Raw genomic sequence first — 16997 nt, forward strand, 5'->3', positions numbered from 1 at the left:
TTACGTGGTAAATTTCTGTCATCAAAAAACGATAGGAATACACCCATGCCTAAGGCAAGTGAAGTTAAAAAAGGCGCCGCTATCGAGCATAACGGCCGTGTTTTAGTAGTTAAAGATATTCAACGTTCTGTACCACAAGGTCGTGCTGGTGGCAGTTTATACCGCATGCGTTTATACGATGTGGTAACAGGCGGTAAAGTTGATGAAACATTTAAAGACAGCGATATGTTAAAGCTTGCTGATCTCATTCGTCGCGAAGCAATGTTCTCTTACATTGATGGTGAAGAGTATGTTTTCATGGATAATGAAGACTACACGCCATATAACCTTAATAAAGAAGCGATCAGCGAAGAGATTTTATTCGTTAATGAAGAAACTCAAGGCCTTCACGTGATTGTGATTGATGGCTCACCAGTTGGCTTAGATTTACCATCAAGTGTTGAGCTTGTTGTTGAAGAAACAGACCCTTCAATCAAAGGCGCTTCAGCAAGTGCACGTTCAAAGCCAGCACGTTTAACAACGGGTTTAACGATTCAAGTTCCTGAGCATATTTCAACAGGTGACCGTATTCGTATCAACACCGTTGAACAAAAATTTATGGGACGCGCAGAAAAATAACTCTGTGGTCCATTAGAGAACCGGCTTTTTGCCGGTTTTTTGCTTTATTAGTAACTCGCTCATTACAAAATTCATTGAAAAAGGAACGAAAAACGCGCATTATTATCGGCTTACGAAAACAATAATAATTATCAGTAGTAGATTAATGTTGAACCACGGATTGGAAAACAGAGAATACATCAAACTCCCTGAAGGCGTTGATATCGCCATTACTCCCACTGGCGTTGTTGCCCGTAGCTATGCCTACATTATCGATTTTATTATCCGTAGTTTGGTTCTACTTGCTGTTGGTACTGTATTGGCCTTCTTTGGTGATGCAGGGCAGGGGCTTATCTTAATTGCTTACTTTTTAATTTCATGGGGCTATAACATCCTGTTTGAAATGGAAAGTGGTCAAACGCCGGGTAAAAAACGCCTTAAAATCCGTGTTGTGCAAGACAATGGTTTACCAGCAAGCTTTTCGCAAATTGTAGTGCGTAACTTACTACGCCCAGCCGATATGCTACCTATAGGCTATTTCTTAGGCCTTGTGGTTATGTTGTTTAACAACCGTTTTAAACGCATTGGTGATTGGGCTGCAGGCACTATGGTTATTTACGATGATGAGTTAGCAACGCGACCTGAATTATCACAAGGAGAAGTGCATATTCCTTCCATTAGCTTAACCACCGAAGAGCAATTAGCGGTGCTTGCTTTTGCAGAGCGTCATGATGAACTATCTGATGCAAGGCGTCGTGAGTTGGCAGCTATTTTAGCTACTCCTTTTTCTGCCGCAGAGCATGAAATTGAGGCGCAGCTTGTTAGTTACGCACGCCACTTTGCAGGTCAAGTTCAACACGATAACGATTACCCGCAGCAGGAGGGTAAGCAATGAAGCAAACTCAATTTGTAAAATCAAATAGTGTCAGTTGGGATGAGTTTGAAGCGCTTTGCGAGCAAAATAGTGCAAAGTCTTTACCTGTTAATTTCCCTAACTTGTATCGCAAAGTCTGTAATGATTTAGCCATTGCGCAAAGTCGTCAATACAGCCCAGTGTTGATTGAGCAAATAAACAGGCTGGTGCAATTAGGACAAAAGCGCCTTTATTTATCTCGAAGCAATCAATTTTCTGAAATATGGCATGTGGCCCGCACGGCATTTCCACGTGCACTGTATGAAAATCGTTTAATGCTTGGCATTAACTTATTGGCATTTTGGGGATTGGCCTTAGTTGCTTTTATTTGGGTGACAATTGACCCTGATGCCGCTTATACATTTTTAGGGCAAGGTACAGTGCTTAATATCGAACAAATGTATAACCCAAGTGGTAGCGTTCAATCGGCTGAGCGCGGCGCATCACAAGATCTGATGATGTTCGGGGTCTATATCTACAATAATATTGGCATTGCATTTCAGATGTTTGCAGGTGGTGTTCTGTTCTGTGTTGGTGCTGCTTTTTTCTTGTTGTTCAATAGTTTTTATTTTGGTGCCGTTGCGGCTCACATTGTCAATGTTGGATTTGAAGGGCCGTTTTTTTCGTTTGTAATAACCCATGGCTCGTTTGAGTTAACCGCTATCATCATTGCCTCAGCGGCTGGGTGTCAAATAGGTTATGGCTTGTTAAACCCTGGGCAGTATACCCGCGCATATGCGATGAAACAGGCTGCTCAAAAAGCGCTTCCACTGATTGTTGGCGCATTTTTGATGTTAGTCATTGCCGCTTTTATCGAAGCATTTTGGTCACCCCGTGATATTGCTAACGAAGTTAAATATTTAGTTGGCAGCGGCTGTTGGGCTTATGTCATTTTTCGCTTGTACAGGGGAATGCGCTATGGAGCTTAATCGTCTTAGCTTCAATCCTCGCAAGCGCAGTGCTTACGAAACCTTTGATTTAACAGTGTTGCTAGTTAAGCAGCATGCTGTCGCATTGGTCTCTTTGTATTTGATGATGATTGCCGTGCCCGTATTTTTAATTGTTGGCTTTCTAGTAAACTGGGGCATAGGCGGCTTTGTTGTTTGGTGGCTTAAACCTGTATTTGAGCGACCATTACTTGATTACATGTCAAAAGCGGTTTTCAATCAGCCAGTCAGCATAATGAGTAGCTTAAAGTTACTCAAGCAGTTAAAAATCGCTGATATGCTTGCGCATTTAACCGTTTTTAGGCTCAGCCCAAACAGAGCATTTTTAGCCCCCGTAGAGCAACTTGAGCGACTATCAGGTGAGCGCAAAACCAAACGTAAGCAGGTGTTGTTTGCTTCAAATAAGCCTAAGCAGACATTGTGGATGCTGTTTTGTGTACATTTTGAGTTTATCTTATTGATGGGAATATCGGCACTGACAATTGCACTTGTGCCCCATTCATTCTCTGCACAAGAAGCCATGTACCAAATTTTTGAAGCGCCAATCTGGGTTGAGATAGCGTTTAACTTTATTTATATCTTCAGTATTTCATTAGTGGCGCCGCTTTTTGTTACTGGCGGTTTCCTTGCTTATTTACACCGCCGTGTTGAACTAGAGGGCTGGGATATCGAGCTGGCATTTAAAAATATTCGCACCCGTCTTGCAGGCGTAGTCAGTGCTGTAGCACTTCTTCTGCTGACAACATTTACGCTGCAACCATCAACAAGCTATGCAGAGCAAATCGATAAGCAAGCGGTAAAAGAGCAAGTTACTGCTCTTTATAATGAGCCTAATGTCATCGAAACTGAGACTACGTGGGTGCCAAATATCGAAGCAAAAGCGAGTTCATCAGATAGTGACTGGTCTTGGCTTATCGATGTATTTACTGCCATTGGTGAAGTGTTTGGCGTGTTAGTTTGGGTATTGGTCGGCTTATTAGTTATTTGGCTAGTGTATTACCTGATGCAAAAGCGTGGCTTTTTTGCCAACTTAAGCTTGCCTGAGCGCAGTAAAGTGAATGAACAGCCAGTGATTCCAACCTTATTTGCAGAAATTAAAAGTAAGGATTTACCTACTGATTTAATTGCTGCTGCAAAGCAGTGTTTTGAGCAAGGGCAGCACCGCTTGGCGCTGGCGTATTTGCTTCATCATGCGCTGAGTTGGGCGCAGCAACGACATGAAGTGCGCTTACACCGCTCGATGACTGAGCGCGAATGTAAACGTGCAATTGATGCTAGGGTGCCAAATCAAGGGCAAGCAATTTTTGCTCGCTTATTTTCTGCGTGGGTCACGGTCGCTTGGGGCCATAAAACCCCTGATATCGACTTTATCGAGCTGATTGAGCAAATTACAGCTATGACAGCAGAGACTAAGGAGCAAGCCCATGAAGCTTAAGGTTGTGCTTATTGCGGCGCTCGTATTGTTTAGCTTATTTGTTATTGCGGGTATTGCCTCTTTAGATTGGCAGAAAAAAGAAATAGAGATTGGCTTTCATAGTGATGTCGCAAAAGATAACTTTACGATGGCTCAACGGCTACTTAAAGCCAATGGTATCGATTGGAATAAAAACAAGCGCTTGGCAGAGCAAGCTCAAAGTGATGAGTTAAACATAGACCCACAAAGTATCTTAATTTTAGATGAGGCAGTGCTTGCTGATTCTTACCTGTTAGATGTACAGCTGGCTGATTGGGTCGCTGAAGGCGGACGCTTGATTTATGTATTAAACAGGCAACGTGATGAGCTGGCAATTGATAGCACCGTATTTTTTAGTCAGCTTGGTATTAATGTAGAAAGCCAAGAAGATGTGTTTGAATATGATTTTGCAATGCTCAAAGAGGGGCATAAAAATAGTACGCTCTCAATTGATGAAAACACTCAGCTTGATCTTGAGCTAAGCCGTGCCTTTTTTATTGAAAACTGCCCCGGTGTGAGTACTAATAATGATAACGGTAACACCCTAATGTGTGACTTTGCGTTTGGTCAAGGTCGAGTCATTGTGATGCCATCGCTGTTACCTTTTACTAATTACCGACTTCGCCACCTTGATCATGGCAGCTTATTACTTTGGTTAAGTAAAGGGGCTAAAAAAGTAACCTATGTACCTTACCTGACTTACCCAAATTGGTTTGCCAAATTATGGCACTGGAGCTGGCAATGTGTGGTGACGTTGCTGTTATTAATTGTGCTTGCAGTATGGCATATCAGTAGTCGCATCGGCCGCTCTTATGCTCCTGACTTCGATGTAAAAACCAGCTTTAATCAGCATATTCGAGCAGTAGCAAACTTTTATTCTGAGCATGGTCACGAAGCCGTGTTATTTACTGCTCTAGAAAAAGATTTTTACGCCAAAGTTGAGTCGCGAGTACCTAATTTTAAAATGCTTAGTGCTGAAAAACAGGCGCAGATCATCGCTAATTTAACTCATTTTGAAAAACAACAGGTGGCAGAGTTGCTTGCTAGCAAGTTGCCTGAGTCAAAAGAACAACGAACAGAATATATAAAACGATTTAAACAATTAAGGAATGCCTTATGAGCACGGAATTAGACACTAATCGCATGAGCTTAGTTGAGGCAGCTGATGCAGTAAAACAAGTAAAGCATAACATTTCGCGTGTGTTAGTCGGTCAAGATGCCATTGTTGAAGATGTGCTTACGGTACTCTTTGCGGGTGGTCATGTGTTACTTGAAGGGGTTCCAGGGCTTGGCAAAACGCTACTGGTTAGAGCATTAGCAAAAAGCTTAAATGTAGATTTTTCGCGAGTGCAGTTTACACCGGATTTAATGCCTTCAGATGTTGTTGGCCATAGTTTGTATGATATGAAATCAGGTGAATTTAATATCAAAAAAGGCCCAGCATTTACTAATATTTTACTGGCTGATGAAATCAACCGTGCACCCGCAAAAACGCAATCAGCCCTTCTTGAGGTGATGCAAGAGCAACAAATCACCATTGATGGGGAGTCATTATCTATTGATTCACCGTTTATGGTATTAGCGACTCAAAACCCATTAGATCAAGAGGGGACGTATCCACTGCCAGAGGCTGAATTAGACCGCTTTATGATGAAAGTTGAGCTTGGTTTTCCTTCTCATGAATCGGAAGTTGAGCTTTTAAAACTGAATACACAAATTGTGTCTAATGAAACCAAAGTAGAGCAGCTGCCAGCAGTATTAGATGCTAAGCGTATTGCGGAAATTAAACAGCTTTGTGCAGATATCTTAGTCGATGAACAAATACTTAATTATGCCGTTGATATCGTGCGTAGTTCACGAACTTGGCAGGGCGTGTTGCACGGTGCAGGGTTACGTGCCTCAATTAATATTATTAAAGCCGCAAAAGTAATGGCATTAATGAATGGTCGTGACTTTGTAACCCCAGATGACGTGAAGTCAGTGTCAGTGAATATTTTAAGGCACCGATTAATTTTATCGGCTGATCTGGAGCTGGAAGGAGTGTCATTTGATGAAGTGATCAATGCCATTTTAGCCAGTGTTGAAGCGCCGCGCTCATGAATCGCATCAAGCATAGACCTGCAAAACGCTTAGTACAATTAACAGCTTTGTTGCTGTTATTGTTGTTTGTCTGTGCCATTGCATCGGTTGACAGCTTAGTGTTAACGGCCTTGCTCCTAGTGCCTTTATTGGTCGCATTTTTCGATTATATGGCGGCAAAGTCAGAGCCTTTACTTGAAGTAAGCGCACAAACGAACCTCAACATGGCTTTGTATCGACGCCAACCCTTGCAGATAGTGATTAAAAACAAAGCGAAGCATGCGACCATGCTAGATGTCAGTGTTCATTTGAGCAATGCAATTGAGCTGCAAAAGCCACAGCAAACGGTGTTTATTGATGCAATGCAACAAGCAAAGCAGAGCTTTACATTACGCGCTCACAAGCGAGGCGATGCGCAGATCAGTGCCATTGAACTTAGAGTTGGGTCGCCATTTGACCTTGGCAAACAAACTGGCTAGCTGCGCAAGCGATTCAACTAAAAGTGTATCCCGATTTTAGCCGTGTGACTTCAAAGCAGCATTTAAATGGCGTAGTGAATAAGCCTATTTCAGGCTTAAAGCTCACTAAAAAGCGCGGTGATGGTATCGAATTTCAGCAATTACGCGAATATCGCCAAGGTGATAGTGTTAGACAGATAGACTGGCAAGCGACCAGTAAGCGCCGAAAACTCATTTCTCGTGAGTATCAAGAAGAGCAAAATCAACATGTCATAGTGATGCTAGACGCTTCTAAAAAAATGGCCATTGAAGCTAATGAAGGCAGCCACTTTGATCATGCTTTAAATGCATTATTACTGCTGTCGCACACAGTTTTAAAGCAAGGTGATTGGTTTAGCATGCAAAGCTTTAACCAAAATCTGCGTTGGTTACCTGATGTAAAGGGTGCGCAGAATGTATCACGGGTAATGAATCACTTTTATGATCTATACCCAGATAAGAGCAGCAGTGACTATTTAGTGGCTGTAAACCAATTAATCGCCAAGCGCAGTAAGCGCTCTTTAGTGTTATTAGTTACCACCCTTGATGAGCAAAGCATTGATGAGTTAATGCCTGCAATTAAGCTATTACAAAAACACCACTTAGTGGCACTTATTAATATTAATAACCGTGCTGTAAATGAGGTGCTCGATGAGCCTATTGAAAAGTACGAAGATGCAACCAGTTACTGTGCAGCATTAGCACTACTAAATTCACATAAAGCCAATATGGCGAAGCTAAAAAAACAGGGGGTGATAGCCATAGACTGTAACCCTGAGCAGCTACTGCCGCATGTGCTTAACACCTATTTAAATGTGAAGCACTCCGGGGCATTGTAATACCAACCGGCAATAAAAAAGGCATTGAATTCAATGCCTTTTTTATTAAATAACGAAACGATTATTTTTGATTATCAATAGCTTCGTTAATTTTGTATTGGAAATAAATAACGTTAAAGAAAAACGTTAAAATACCACCTAAATGAACTGGTTCATTGCTACCTTCATTAATTAACTCTTTAATCGATGTACGAAGAGAGAAAATTAATACAATGGCAACAACAAACGAAATCAGTGACACAATACCACCAATTTCAGGTGAAACTCCTGCAAAAGACAACACAATATTCACAATGTACAAAGCAACATAGCCATAAACTAAGCCTTGGCTTATCTGGTTTTCTGCTAATGCATTGGCTTTATTAGTTCGGCTCACTAACCAATAAACACTATAGATACCAAATGTGAAAAGGCATAAAAAGAACACGCCCCAAGCAGAGAAGCGGTCAAAGTTTAAAATAGGTTTATTACCACCGTTGTTTTGCTGAGTAAGCTCAGCTTCTGGTGCTTCATAGATGTTAGCTGATTCTTCAGACATAACGATTCCTCATAATTATTTTTTATATTCCTTTGTGCTGATAGCACGCATCGATAATAACAGTGAGGTTGCTTTTTGTACATCATTTCAACAGCCTAGAAAGTAAAGCTTTGTAACATAAAGGCCAGTATAAATAAGCCTTATAGAGGTTATAGCATGAGTGAAGTTTTAAAGCTTGCTGAAATTATGTACACTGCCGCTGATTTTTATGAGGTGCTGTGTGTTATTTATCTTTTTGAGTTGTGTATTTATTTTGGTGATGTATTTAGAGTCTCTGTCTAAAGGAATGCCGGTAAAGCGCTGGATGCTGTTAGGCGGTGTGCTTGGTCCTGTTGCTTGGTGTTTATTTAACATGCACTACCGCCGCGCATTTGTGCGTCACGTTGGTCATCAATCGTGTGGCTGGCGACCTTAAGCTTTTGCTGTTTTTAGTAGGCTCGGCGCAGATTTATCGAGTTGCTTTTGTAAGAAGGCGGTAAATTCTGGCTGTGATAGTGGCTTTGAGTAATAGTAACCTTGTACCGTCTGACATTTTAACTGCTCTAACATCATGACTTGTTCGGCTTGTTCAACGCCTTCTGCAACCACATGTAAATCAAGGTTATGAGCAATGGTTACAATCGAGTCGACCATATTCCGGCCACGTTCTGTTTGCATGTCGTCAATAAAGGCTTTATCAACTTTCAAAGTATTAAGCGGGAACTGTTTTAGATAAGCTAACGATGAGTAGCCTGTACCAAAGTCATCCATTGCAAGGTGAATACCTCGGGCACTGAGTGAGCGCATGACAGAAATAGCTTCGTTTGGGTCGTCCATAACCGTACCTTCGGTGATCTCAAGTTCAAGGAAGTAAGAGGGCAGTTCATTCTTTTGCAAAATCACATCAATACGGGTGGTTAAATCGGGCAAGCTGAACTGTTTAGCGGATAAGTTCACTGCAACACGACCGTTGAATAACCCTTGGTCAATCCACGCCTTTACATCGCGGCATGCTTTGTTTAAAACAACTTCACCAATTTCGATAATTTGCCCAGTTTCTTCAGCAATAGGAATAAACACACCTGGACTAATTACACCTTTTTTCGGGGTAATGAAGCGTACCAAGGCTTCCATACCATCTAGTTTACCTGTACGAATATTCATTTTTGGCTGGTAGTACACTTCAAAGTGGTCTTCTTTTAGACCGTAACGCATTAAATTTTCGATTTGTAAGCGTTTAACCGCTTCACGGTTCATTGTGTCGTTGAAAAACAGATAGCTATTACCTTTTTTCTTAGCGTGATACATGGCTGTATCCGCATTTTTAAGTAATAACTCGGGGGTATTACCATCTTCAGGAAACAGCACAATACCGACACTTGAGGTGATCACTAGTTCATGGCCTGCCATATTAAAAGGTGTAGCAATTGCGGCTAAAAAGAGTTTAGCCATGCGAGTGATAGTATGAATATCGTTGGTGCCCGACATTACGAGCGCAAACTCATCCCCGCCAAGACGATAAAACACATCTTTTTCGCGGGTTAACTTATTCAAGCGCATCGCAAGCTTAGACAATAAGCTATCACCAAGTTGGTGACCCAGAGAGTCGTTAATCTTCTTAAAGTTATCTAGGTCAAACACTAACAAAGCGTGATGATTATCTTGCTTAGCGAGCTTTTTCAGATTGGTGAAAAACAAGTTTCGGTTAGGTAAGCCCGTTGTACGGTCACGGTTTGATAAGTTATGTAATTGTGATTCTGCTTTTTTACGCTCAGTTTCATCTGAAAAAACAACTACGTAGTTACATATTTGGTTGTGCTCATTTTTGATTTCATCAATTGAAATTTCAATTGGTAACAGCTGTCTTTTCGCATTGCGAAGTTTTACCTCTTGCTGCCAGTGTTCTGTCGCTTTTACGGTGGCTTTAATTTCATCTACATAGCTTTGGTCATAGCCATTTAAGGTAAAATCTTTCTTTAAGTATTGCTCTCGTGTTCCACCAAACAGTGTTAAAAAACTTGGGTTTAAGTCAACCAATTTGAAGTTTTTATCGTAAATAGCGATGGCGTCAGTTAGCGACTCAACGCATTTAGCGAATAGGTTTAAACGTGCTTCTGTTGATTTCAGCTGAGAAATATCTCTTACAGTGCCAGTCATACGCAAAGGGTTGAGGTTTGCGTCTTTTTCGATGATCTTGCCGCGATCTAGTACCCAGTGCCAACGACCAAAGCTGTCTTTAATGCGGTAACTCGCTTCAAAAAAAGCGGTATGCTCGGCGAAGTGTTTTTTAAGAGCTGTTTCGACGTGTTGTAAGTCGTGTGGGTGAATTAATTCGCGATTAGGGGGAAAGCCGCTGCTACTATTTGTATCTGAAGTGTATTTATCATTAATTCGTAGCACCTCGCCGGTTTTAATATTCCAGTCCCAGAGGGTGTCACCACTACCTTCTACGGTACTTTTTAAACGATGTTCTGAGATACGAAGTTGCTGTCGAGAGCGTTTTAGTTTAAAAATTATGAATAATAAGTATGGCAATAACAGCATCATGATAGCACTTGGAATAAGCAACAATGTGCTCTGTTCAAGCTCTATGGGGCTGGCAGATGCAGAAAAAACCCCAGCCATACTTATTGTTAAAAAAGCAGAAATCATTTTTATTATTTTTGTCATTAATGCATTACTTTAATTCGCAACAATTAATCTAATCTAAGCTCGCGTTCGAGTCAAAGAGAATGCGAAGAAAGGGTTGTTTTTGGCTGCTTTTTGGCCTTTGGCTCACTTAAAAGTTCTATTCTTGGCCTGTTTTCACTAAAGGTTTCGGTAATATACTGCTGCATTTGAGCAAGGCTTAACTTATCAAGTGCCTCTAAAAGCTGCCGTTGCATATTAAATTCAGTATCGCGATTACCGATTGCCAACCATAAACGTTGCGAGCGTAAGCGTAAATTTTTATCTTTTTCAGCAATATGTGTGACAAGACCCGCTTTGGTATCTAACCATTGCTGCTCAGAAATGCTGTTTACTTGTGATACATAATTATTAATAAATTGCTGGTGACGCTGAAGTATCTCATCAGCACTGTGCTTAGGTGACTGCACATAAAATGCGATACCCGCACGGGTATTAAACGGAGCATAGCCTGCGCCAACTAAATAGCCGAGTTGTTGCTTTGTTCTTAGCTCATTAAAGTAATCTTGATTTATTAAATGGTTAAGTACCATCATTTGCACTTTTTCGCTGGTGTCATCCGTTTGTGCTTGATAGTACAGTACCATTGCATGATCGCTGCAATTTAACATGAAGCGCTGTTGACCTACTTCGGTTATATCGTTTAGTGGTCGCGTTAAATCAATAATTGTGGTGCTGCCAGCTAAGTGCTCAGTCACTTGTTTTTGGAACTTAAGCGCATCAGAGCGTTGCCAGTTACCATGTAAAAAAGACTCAACGTGCAAGGCTTTAAAAAACTCATTTCTAAAGCAATTAAACTGATGGAAGCTCGTATCTTTTAAAGCTTGTGCTAAGGCATTCGGCTCTGGGTTCCAAGGCATGATTTGCGCACCCAAAATACTAAATAGCTCACTAACAGGTTTGTTCTGATTGCTGTTTCGCCAGTGTCTAACTAGCTGCTTTTTGTACTCAGCAAAGCGTTTTGCGCAGATTTCAACATTAAATAGCGCTTCCAATAACTCATTAACTAGCTCCAACTGACTCGATGAAAGACCGGCAGTGTGTAGAGTTAACCCGCCTTGGTGAGAGGTTAAGTGATAACTAAAGGCCAGCAAGCTCAGCCGGATAAAACTGCTCAGCTACACTGTCCATAAACAAGTCTGCAAATAAGCGGGTAAGGGCCATGTGCTTAACATCTTTAATCGCAAAGGTTGAGTCCATTGCTAAGTAAAAATGCCCTTTTGCCACTCTGAAAGTCGCATCTTGTTTAAACCAAAAATCAAAGCCCTCTCTTTTGACTAAAAGCTCTGGTGATTTAGTTGGCTTTTCTAAAGGCAATAACTCAACCTCTTTGGTGAGGTATGGGTTAGCACTTGGTAAGCGCATCTGTGGTAATGGCGTGTTTATTTCGCTTAGCGCTTCTAACCAACTTGTTGAAATGTCCTCTACTTTATAAGGGGTGTTGTACCAAGCTGTAGTGTGCTCAGGCTCAACACCTGGATGAATGAGTACCAAGCGCATGTTATCAGGTGTTAGCCATTGCATGGCAATTTCATGAGCGCAGCGGTTAAAGCCTTCCATTAAATAATCGCCTTGCACATAATTGGCTTCATCGTAATGCTGCATATTAATGCTTAAGTTACTCACCCAATCAATTAAACGTGCTTTTTCTTGGTTATCAAAGGCAATTTGCAAGAGGTTCTTTTTGTCTTGATAAAGACGCGGCAATTTATCGCAGTTTTGGTTAATTAAGCAGATATACTCAAACACCATTTCGACGATATCTTCATAGTATTCAATACCTTCATCAGTCAACGCCATACTGATATTAAAATCTTTGAAGTTACTGCCATTAATGCCACCACCTGCAGAGAGGGCATTGATCCAGCCTTGCTCTTTTAGAATAGAGTACAGCAATCCTTTGCCTTCGTAGCCAAGTAAGTGAGCGATAAAACTAACGGTTTTGTGACGATAAAAGTCATCTATATTTGGCATCGCAAAGCTAATAATGAGCTTTTGCATATGTTTATGTGGCTCAATGTGTAACACCTTACCTAAGTCTTGTTTACGGTAAAGTGGCTGCTCTATAATCTCTTTACTTTTTGGCTGACCTTTTATTTCGCTAAATAACTGTTTTACCCAGGTGGTCATGGTCGCAATATCTTCATTGCTGCAGACCACCAGTGTCATCCACTGAGCCTGATAATGACTATCGAAGAAAGCACGTAGCTCATCACTGATGCAGCCCTCACGGTCCGCGAGGGTTTGCTGGTTACCAACCGAAAACTTTGCAAAAGGGTGTGCTGGGTTCACCGTTTCTTTGTGAGCCTGATAAATTCGTCGGCCATCATCTTTTATTTTTAGTTTGAATTCTGCGTCTATGGCATTGCGTTCTTTTGTTGTCTCTTTAGGATTTAGTAGTGGTGCGATAAAAAAACGACTGAACTGTGCTAGTGCTTCAGCAAACTGCTGGCTGTTTATATCAAAGAAGTAGCAAGTGTGCTCAGTGCCAGTCCAGGCGTTGGTGTTGCCACCAGATTGTGATACAAAATTAGAAAAACCGCCCGATTCTGGGTACAAATCAGTACCTAAAAAAAGCATGTGCTCTAAAAAGTGCGCAAGGCCTTGTCTGTCAAGAGGATCGTCGAAATGGCCTGCGTTAATTGCCATAGAAGCCGCTGATTTTGTTGACTCTAAGTCTTGCACTAAAAGTACTTTTAGACCATTGTCCAGTGTTAGGGGTTGATATGTTCTGTTATCATTGCGGCTGATATTCAAAAGATGCTCCTGAAAGAGTGCGTTAATGTCCTAACAACAGATGATATTTTCAGGAAAGCTAAAAAGACAGAGCTACGAAAATCTACCTGAATATCATAAGCGGATGTTTAATGTATCTAGTGATGATATTCTAATATAGCGAACAATCAAGCAAACTGGCTACTGTTTTATATTCTTTAATCGGTTGATTTTTTATGAAAACAATCTTAATCATGCGCCATGGCGAAGCTACGCCAATGCAAGCAGATGATGCAGCAAGACAACTGACCGAGACCGGTCACCAAGAAGCTAGTCGAATGGGGCAATGGTTAGCAACACATCATAAACCGGATGCTCTGTTGGTAAGTCCTTACATTCGTGCTCAACAAACAGCTGCCGATGCTACGCAACATATTTCGTTACAATTTAATGAAACCTGTAACGACATTACCCCTGATGGTGTGCCGCAAGTTGCTGCTGATTACCTCGAAACCTTGATTGCTATGCATCCAGACTGCAATACTTGGTTGGTCGTTGCTCATATGCCTATTGTTAGCTATTTAGTTGATCAGTTAAGTCCAGGCCATATGCCTATTTTCAATACCGGGGCGATTGCTGTTATCGAATATGATGAACACAAACAGCGCAGTCACTACCTTAGTATTCACTCGCCAAATAACGTCGAAATCTAACAGTGGATTTGCTAAATTAGCGCCACTGTTAATTTTTTAAGCTATTACTATGACAATCGAACGTTTACAAACCGGTGCGCGTATGAGCCGCATCGTTAAGCATCACGGCACAGTATACCTATGCGGCCAAGTTTGTGCTGATGCCGAAAAAGATATCACCGAACAAACTCAAACCATGCTAGATAAGGTCGAAGCGCTACTTATTGAAGCAGGTAGTAGCAAAGAGCACATGCTAAGCGCCACAATCTACTTGAAAAGCATGGAACACTTTGCACAGATGAATGCAGTTTGGGATGCTTGGGTACCACAAGGTCATGCGCCTGCTCGCGCTTGTGTTGAGGCAAAAATGGCGCGTGACGCACTACTTGTAGAGATTTCTGTCGTTGCAGCAGTTAAGTAACGAGCAGCGTATCGCGCAGCTGATTGCTCGCTTTAATGAGCAATCAGGCCGCGCAGTGACTGAACTACCAAGTTGGCATTTTTGTGACAACGAGCAAGATGCCAATGACTGCGCATTACTGGTTTTAAATGGCGTAAAACAAGCCACAACCCCTTCACTTTATTGGTTTAAAGCCAATAATGAAACCCTTCCTGAAGTTGGTGATTTAGCTATTTTTACCAATTGGCAGGGACAGCCCCTCGGCATTATTGAAACCGTCTCAGTAACCATCACCGCATTTAATCAAATAAACGCCGATTACGCCGCATTAGAAGGCGAGGGCGACAAAAGCCTTGAGTACTGGCAGCAGGTACATTGGGATTATTACCAGCGAGAGCTCGCAGGTACAGGCTATCAATGTCACCCTGAGATGCCATTGGTGTGTGAGCAGTTTAGGTTAGTTTTCAAGGAGTCAGAATGAATACGAATCCAGTGGTTCTTATTACCGGAGGCGGCCGCGGTATAGGGGCAGCGACAGCAAAACTGTTTGCGAGACATGGCTATGATGTGTGTATTAACTATAAGTCAGATCACGCAAGTGCAGAGCAAGTCGCTGATAAGCTAAAAGAGCTTGGTGTGAACGCCTATTTGTTGCAAGCTGATATAGCCGATGAGCAGCAAGTACTCGCCATGTTCGCTAAATTAGATACTCAGGTTTCTCGGTTAGATGTGTTAGTTAATAACGCAGCGATGATGATGCCACAAATGCCGTTATTAGAGATGGATGCTAAGCGTATCAACGCTATTTTAAGCTGTAATGTTACTGGCGCCTTTCTGTGCGCGCGCGAAGCAATAAAGCGTATGGACAAAGGCAGTATTGTGAATGTTTCATCGGGTGCTTCACGCACAGGTTCACCAAATGAATATTTAGATTATGCCGCATCAAAAGGAGCGCTTGATACCTTCACGATAAACGCCTTGCTAAAGAAGTAGCGAGTAAAGGTATTCGGGTTAATGGGGTAAGACCAGGCCTTATTTATACCGATATGCACCGCGATGGCGGTGAAGCAAACCGAGTTGATAGGTTAAAATCTAAGTTGCCGCTAGGGCGTGGTGGTGAAGCAGAAGAGGTCGCCTCAGCGATTTACTTTTTGGCAAGTGAGCAAGCCTCATTCACAACAGGCAGTTTTATCGATGTATCAGGCGGGCTTTAAGTCGTTAAGTTAAAAAGCTTTACACACACGATTGCGGCCTTGCTGCTTTGCTTCATACAACGCTCTATCAGCATCAGCTACAATGCTCTCAAGTTTTTCAGCTCTTTGTGCTTGAGTAACTCCGAAACTTGCCGTCACCTTTAATGATTGACTATTTACGGTAAATAAATTTAACTCAATGTCTTTTCTAATTTTTTCAGCTAACTGGCTCGCAACCGATAGACTTGTGTTAGGCATAAAAATAATAAATTCTTCACCTCCCCAACGGCTAGCAACATCTTGCTCTCCTAAGTTGCTTCTGAGTATTTTTGCTACCTCTTTAATAACCTTATCTCCGGTATTATGACCATACAGATCATTAATGTTCTTAAAATGATCAATATCAACCATGATTAAAGCGAGGCTATTCTCTTTTTCGGTATGTTCTTCAAACCAGTGGTTTATTTTGTCTCTATTCGCTAGTTTTGTGAGTGGATCTATGTTTATTCTTGCCTCAATACTTTTACGTTGATAAGCAAATGCAGCATAAATAAACAATAATAAGAAAAACAAAATTGCAGCCAATTGAGCGCTGTGACTGAAAAATGCATAGTTAATTTCTGCTTGCCTTTTAGCCATAGGCGATATTAAAAAAACTCGCCAATCTAGCTGGGGCAAGTTGAATTGCGTAACAACATGATCATCCTGTTCTATTTGGATAATGATACTGCTCAAATTCTCCATGTTGGCCAGCTCTTGTGCCGCATTTTTGAACCAACTAAGTTCATTTAAGTTAACAATATCAGTAAACTGTGCTTGAAAGTCTCGATGAGAAGAAAGCACCACCTCGTCAACGTTATTGACAAAAAGTAAGTCGTAGCCATGTGTAGCTTTATATTGTTGAAAAGCTTCCCAAAATGACTGAAGACTTTTACCTACACCTATAAAGCCTAAAAAGTTGCCTTGCTCAGAATAAACTTTGATATCTACGTATAAATGTACGTTCTCGCGGTTTCCTAAGATAGCAACGGTATCGCCTTGCATTGCTTTTACTTTTGGATACCACTCGATATTCTCTTTTTGTAAATCAATCGTTGTGCCATCAGAATTAAATTGCATTTGTTGTTGCTCACTTGCTACAAAAACGAGCATATTTAAATTTTCCTGAAGCTGTTCTAAGTGGTTTAGAATGGCGGCTTGGTCTAGTTCACTATCAGTAAGTAAGTTACTTAAGCTTCCTGTGCTCGCTAAGGCTTGAGCAGTATGAACAGGCTTGTAGAGTTCTTCGACAACCAATGAAAAAACAGGGGCAATAGACTGTTGTTGTAAGCGACTTTGTTCAGCCACTATATTACTTATAGTGAGATAAGATGCGTAACCTATGACGAAAATGATGCAAATTAAAATGCTATATAAGTTTCGTTGATGCCGTAAAATCGTTTTCACTGAAAGCCTTTCTAAAGTGGT

The 16997-nt window shown here is 41.4% G+C and carries 15 protein-coding genes and 2 pseudogenes; 13 read left to right on the top strand and 4 right to left on the bottom strand.

What is annotated here, in order from left to right; all coding sequences use genetic code 11:
- Positions 1-45: 45 nt before the first annotated feature.
- The 8 genes from efpL (at position 46) to ACRWSG_RS14000 (ending at position 7325) form a co-directional block, all read left to right on the top strand.
- Positions 46-618 (top strand): elongation factor P-like protein EfpL, encoded by a 573-nt coding sequence (gene efpL / locus ACRWSG_RS13965; protein WP_054553213.1) that lies wholly within the window; start codon positions 46-48, stop codon positions 616-618.
- Positions 619-763: 145 nt separating this feature from the next.
- A complete protein-coding gene (locus ACRWSG_RS13970) occupies positions 764-1492 on the top strand; it encodes an RDD family protein (RefSeq protein WP_462166554.1) in 729 nt (242 codons plus the stop codon).
- Entirely contained in the window at positions 1489-2439 is a 951-nt protein-coding gene (locus ACRWSG_RS13975; protein ID WP_054553211.1) for a stage II sporulation protein M, read from the top strand. Before ACRWSG_RS13970 ends, ACRWSG_RS13975 begins: the two co-directional genes overlap by 4 nt.
- Entirely contained in the window at positions 2429-3892 is a 1464-nt protein-coding gene (locus tag ACRWSG_RS13980; protein ID WP_462166556.1) for a hypothetical protein, read from the top strand. The genes ACRWSG_RS13975 and ACRWSG_RS13980 overlap by 11 nt, the downstream gene beginning before the upstream one ends.
- On the top strand, positions 3882-5030 hold the full coding sequence (locus ACRWSG_RS13985) for a DUF4350 domain-containing protein (protein WP_462166557.1): 1149 nt from the start codon (positions 3882-3884) through the stop codon (positions 5028-5030). Before ACRWSG_RS13980 ends, ACRWSG_RS13985 begins: the two co-directional genes overlap by 11 nt.
- Complete coding sequence (locus ACRWSG_RS13990) at positions 5027-6010, top strand: AAA family ATPase (protein WP_054553208.1); 984 nt, start codon at positions 5027-5029, stop codon at positions 6008-6010. Before ACRWSG_RS13985 ends, ACRWSG_RS13990 begins: the two co-directional genes overlap by 4 nt.
- Positions 6007-6468, top strand: a complete 462-nt coding sequence (locus tag ACRWSG_RS13995; RefSeq protein WP_462166558.1) for a hypothetical protein — start codon at positions 6007-6009, stop codon at positions 6466-6468. The genes ACRWSG_RS13990 and ACRWSG_RS13995 overlap by 4 nt, the downstream gene beginning before the upstream one ends.
- A 23-nt stretch (positions 6469-6491) precedes the next feature.
- Positions 6492-7325: a DUF58 domain-containing protein gene (locus tag ACRWSG_RS14000; RefSeq protein WP_462166560.1), complete on the top strand. Its 834-nt coding sequence runs from the start codon at positions 6492-6494 to the stop codon at positions 7323-7325.
- Positions 7326-7386: 61 nt separating this feature from the next.
- On the opposite strand, the gene ACRWSG_RS14005 is transcribed toward ACRWSG_RS14000, so the two are convergent.
- On the bottom strand, positions 7387-7863 hold the full coding sequence (locus tag ACRWSG_RS14005; protein WP_138599010.1) for a DUF4234 domain-containing protein: 477 nt from the start codon (positions 7861-7863) through the stop codon (positions 7387-7389).
- A gap of 208 nt (positions 7864-8071) precedes the next feature.
- Between ACRWSG_RS14005 and ACRWSG_RS14010 the strand changes: the two genes are divergently transcribed.
- Positions 8072-8278 (top strand): hypothetical protein, encoded by a 207-nt coding sequence (locus ACRWSG_RS14010; RefSeq protein ID WP_228482643.1) that lies wholly within the window; start codon positions 8072-8074, stop codon positions 8276-8278.
- Here ACRWSG_RS14010 and ACRWSG_RS14015 read toward each other — a convergent pair.
- Together ACRWSG_RS14015 and ACRWSG_RS14020 are read right to left on the bottom strand one after the other, a co-directional pair.
- Entirely contained in the window at positions 8275-10389 is a 2115-nt protein-coding gene (locus tag ACRWSG_RS14015; RefSeq protein WP_371352126.1) for a sensor domain-containing protein, read from the bottom strand. The genes ACRWSG_RS14010 and ACRWSG_RS14015 overlap by 4 nt on opposite strands.
- 176 nt (positions 10390-10565) lie before the next feature.
- Positions 10566-13287 (bottom strand): annotated as a pseudogene (locus ACRWSG_RS14020) (insulinase family protein).
- A gap of 194 nt (positions 13288-13481) precedes the next feature.
- Here ACRWSG_RS14020 and sixA point away from each other — a divergent pair.
- From sixA to ACRWSG_RS14040, 4 genes and pseudogenes are all read left to right on the top strand, one after another.
- The gene (sixA, locus tag ACRWSG_RS14025) at positions 13482-13958 is read left to right on the top strand and encodes a phosphohistidine phosphatase SixA (protein WP_054553202.1); all 477 of its coding nucleotides are present in this window, start codon (positions 13482-13484) and stop codon (positions 13956-13958) included.
- Between the two features lie 49 nt (positions 13959-14007).
- Positions 14008-14358 (top strand): RidA family protein, encoded by a 351-nt coding sequence (locus ACRWSG_RS14030; protein ID WP_462166561.1) that lies wholly within the window; start codon positions 14008-14010, stop codon positions 14356-14358.
- Complete coding sequence (locus ACRWSG_RS14035) at positions 14342-14818, top strand: ASCH domain-containing protein (protein ID WP_294412246.1); 477 nt, start codon at positions 14342-14344, stop codon at positions 14816-14818. The genes ACRWSG_RS14030 and ACRWSG_RS14035 overlap by 17 nt, the downstream gene beginning before the upstream one ends.
- Positions 14815-15551: pseudogene (locus ACRWSG_RS14040) on the top strand (SDR family oxidoreductase). The gene ACRWSG_RS14035 and the pseudogene ACRWSG_RS14040 overlap by 4 nt, the downstream one beginning before the upstream one ends.
- 9 nt (positions 15552-15560) lie before the next feature.
- Here ACRWSG_RS14040 and ACRWSG_RS14045 read toward each other — a convergent pair.
- Positions 15561-16877: a sensor domain-containing diguanylate cyclase gene (locus tag ACRWSG_RS14045; protein WP_082389260.1), complete on the bottom strand. Its 1317-nt coding sequence runs from the start codon at positions 16875-16877 to the stop codon at positions 15561-15563.
- Positions 16878-16997: the final 120 nt, after the last annotated feature.

It is taken from the genome of Pseudoalteromonas sp. GB43, assembly GCF_054923805.1.

Excerpts from the sequence above, each read along its gene's own strand:
- ACRWSG_RS14015 (WP_371352126.1), bottom strand. The coding sequence starts at position 10,389 with ATGATGCTGTTATTGCCATACTTATTATTCATAATTTTTAAACTAAAA.
- ACRWSG_RS13985 (WP_462166557.1), top strand. The coding sequence starts at position 3,882 with ATGAAGCTTAAGGTTGTGCTTATTGCGGCGCTCGTATTGTTTAGCTTA.
- ACRWSG_RS14010 (WP_228482643.1), top strand. The coding sequence starts at position 8,072 with ATGAGGTGCTGTGTGTTATTTATCTTTTTGAGTTGTGTATTTATTTTG.
- efpL (WP_054553213.1), top strand. The coding sequence starts at position 46 with ATGCCTAAGGCAAGTGAAGTTAAAAAAGGCGCCGCTATCGAGCATAAC.
- ACRWSG_RS13970 (WP_462166554.1), top strand. The coding sequence starts at position 764 with ATGTTGAACCACGGATTGGAAAACAGAGAATACATCAAACTCCCTGAA.
- sixA (WP_054553202.1), top strand. The coding sequence starts at position 13,482 with ATGAAAACAATCTTAATCATGCGCCATGGCGAAGCTACGCCAATGCAA.
- ACRWSG_RS13995 (WP_462166558.1), top strand. The coding sequence starts at position 6,007 with ATGAATCGCATCAAGCATAGACCTGCAAAACGCTTAGTACAATTAACA.
- ACRWSG_RS13980 (WP_462166556.1), top strand. The coding sequence starts at position 2,429 with ATGGAGCTTAATCGTCTTAGCTTCAATCCTCGCAAGCGCAGTGCTTAC.
- ACRWSG_RS13990 (WP_054553208.1), top strand. The coding sequence starts at position 5,027 with ATGAGCACGGAATTAGACACTAATCGCATGAGCTTAGTTGAGGCAGCT.
- ACRWSG_RS14030 (WP_462166561.1), top strand. The coding sequence starts at position 14,008 with ATGACAATCGAACGTTTACAAACCGGTGCGCGTATGAGCCGCATCGTT.
- ACRWSG_RS14005 (WP_138599010.1), bottom strand. The coding sequence starts at position 7,863 with ATGTCTGAAGAATCAGCTAACATCTATGAAGCACCAGAAGCTGAGCTT.
- ACRWSG_RS13975 (WP_054553211.1), top strand. The coding sequence starts at position 1,489 with ATGAAGCAAACTCAATTTGTAAAATCAAATAGTGTCAGTTGGGATGAG.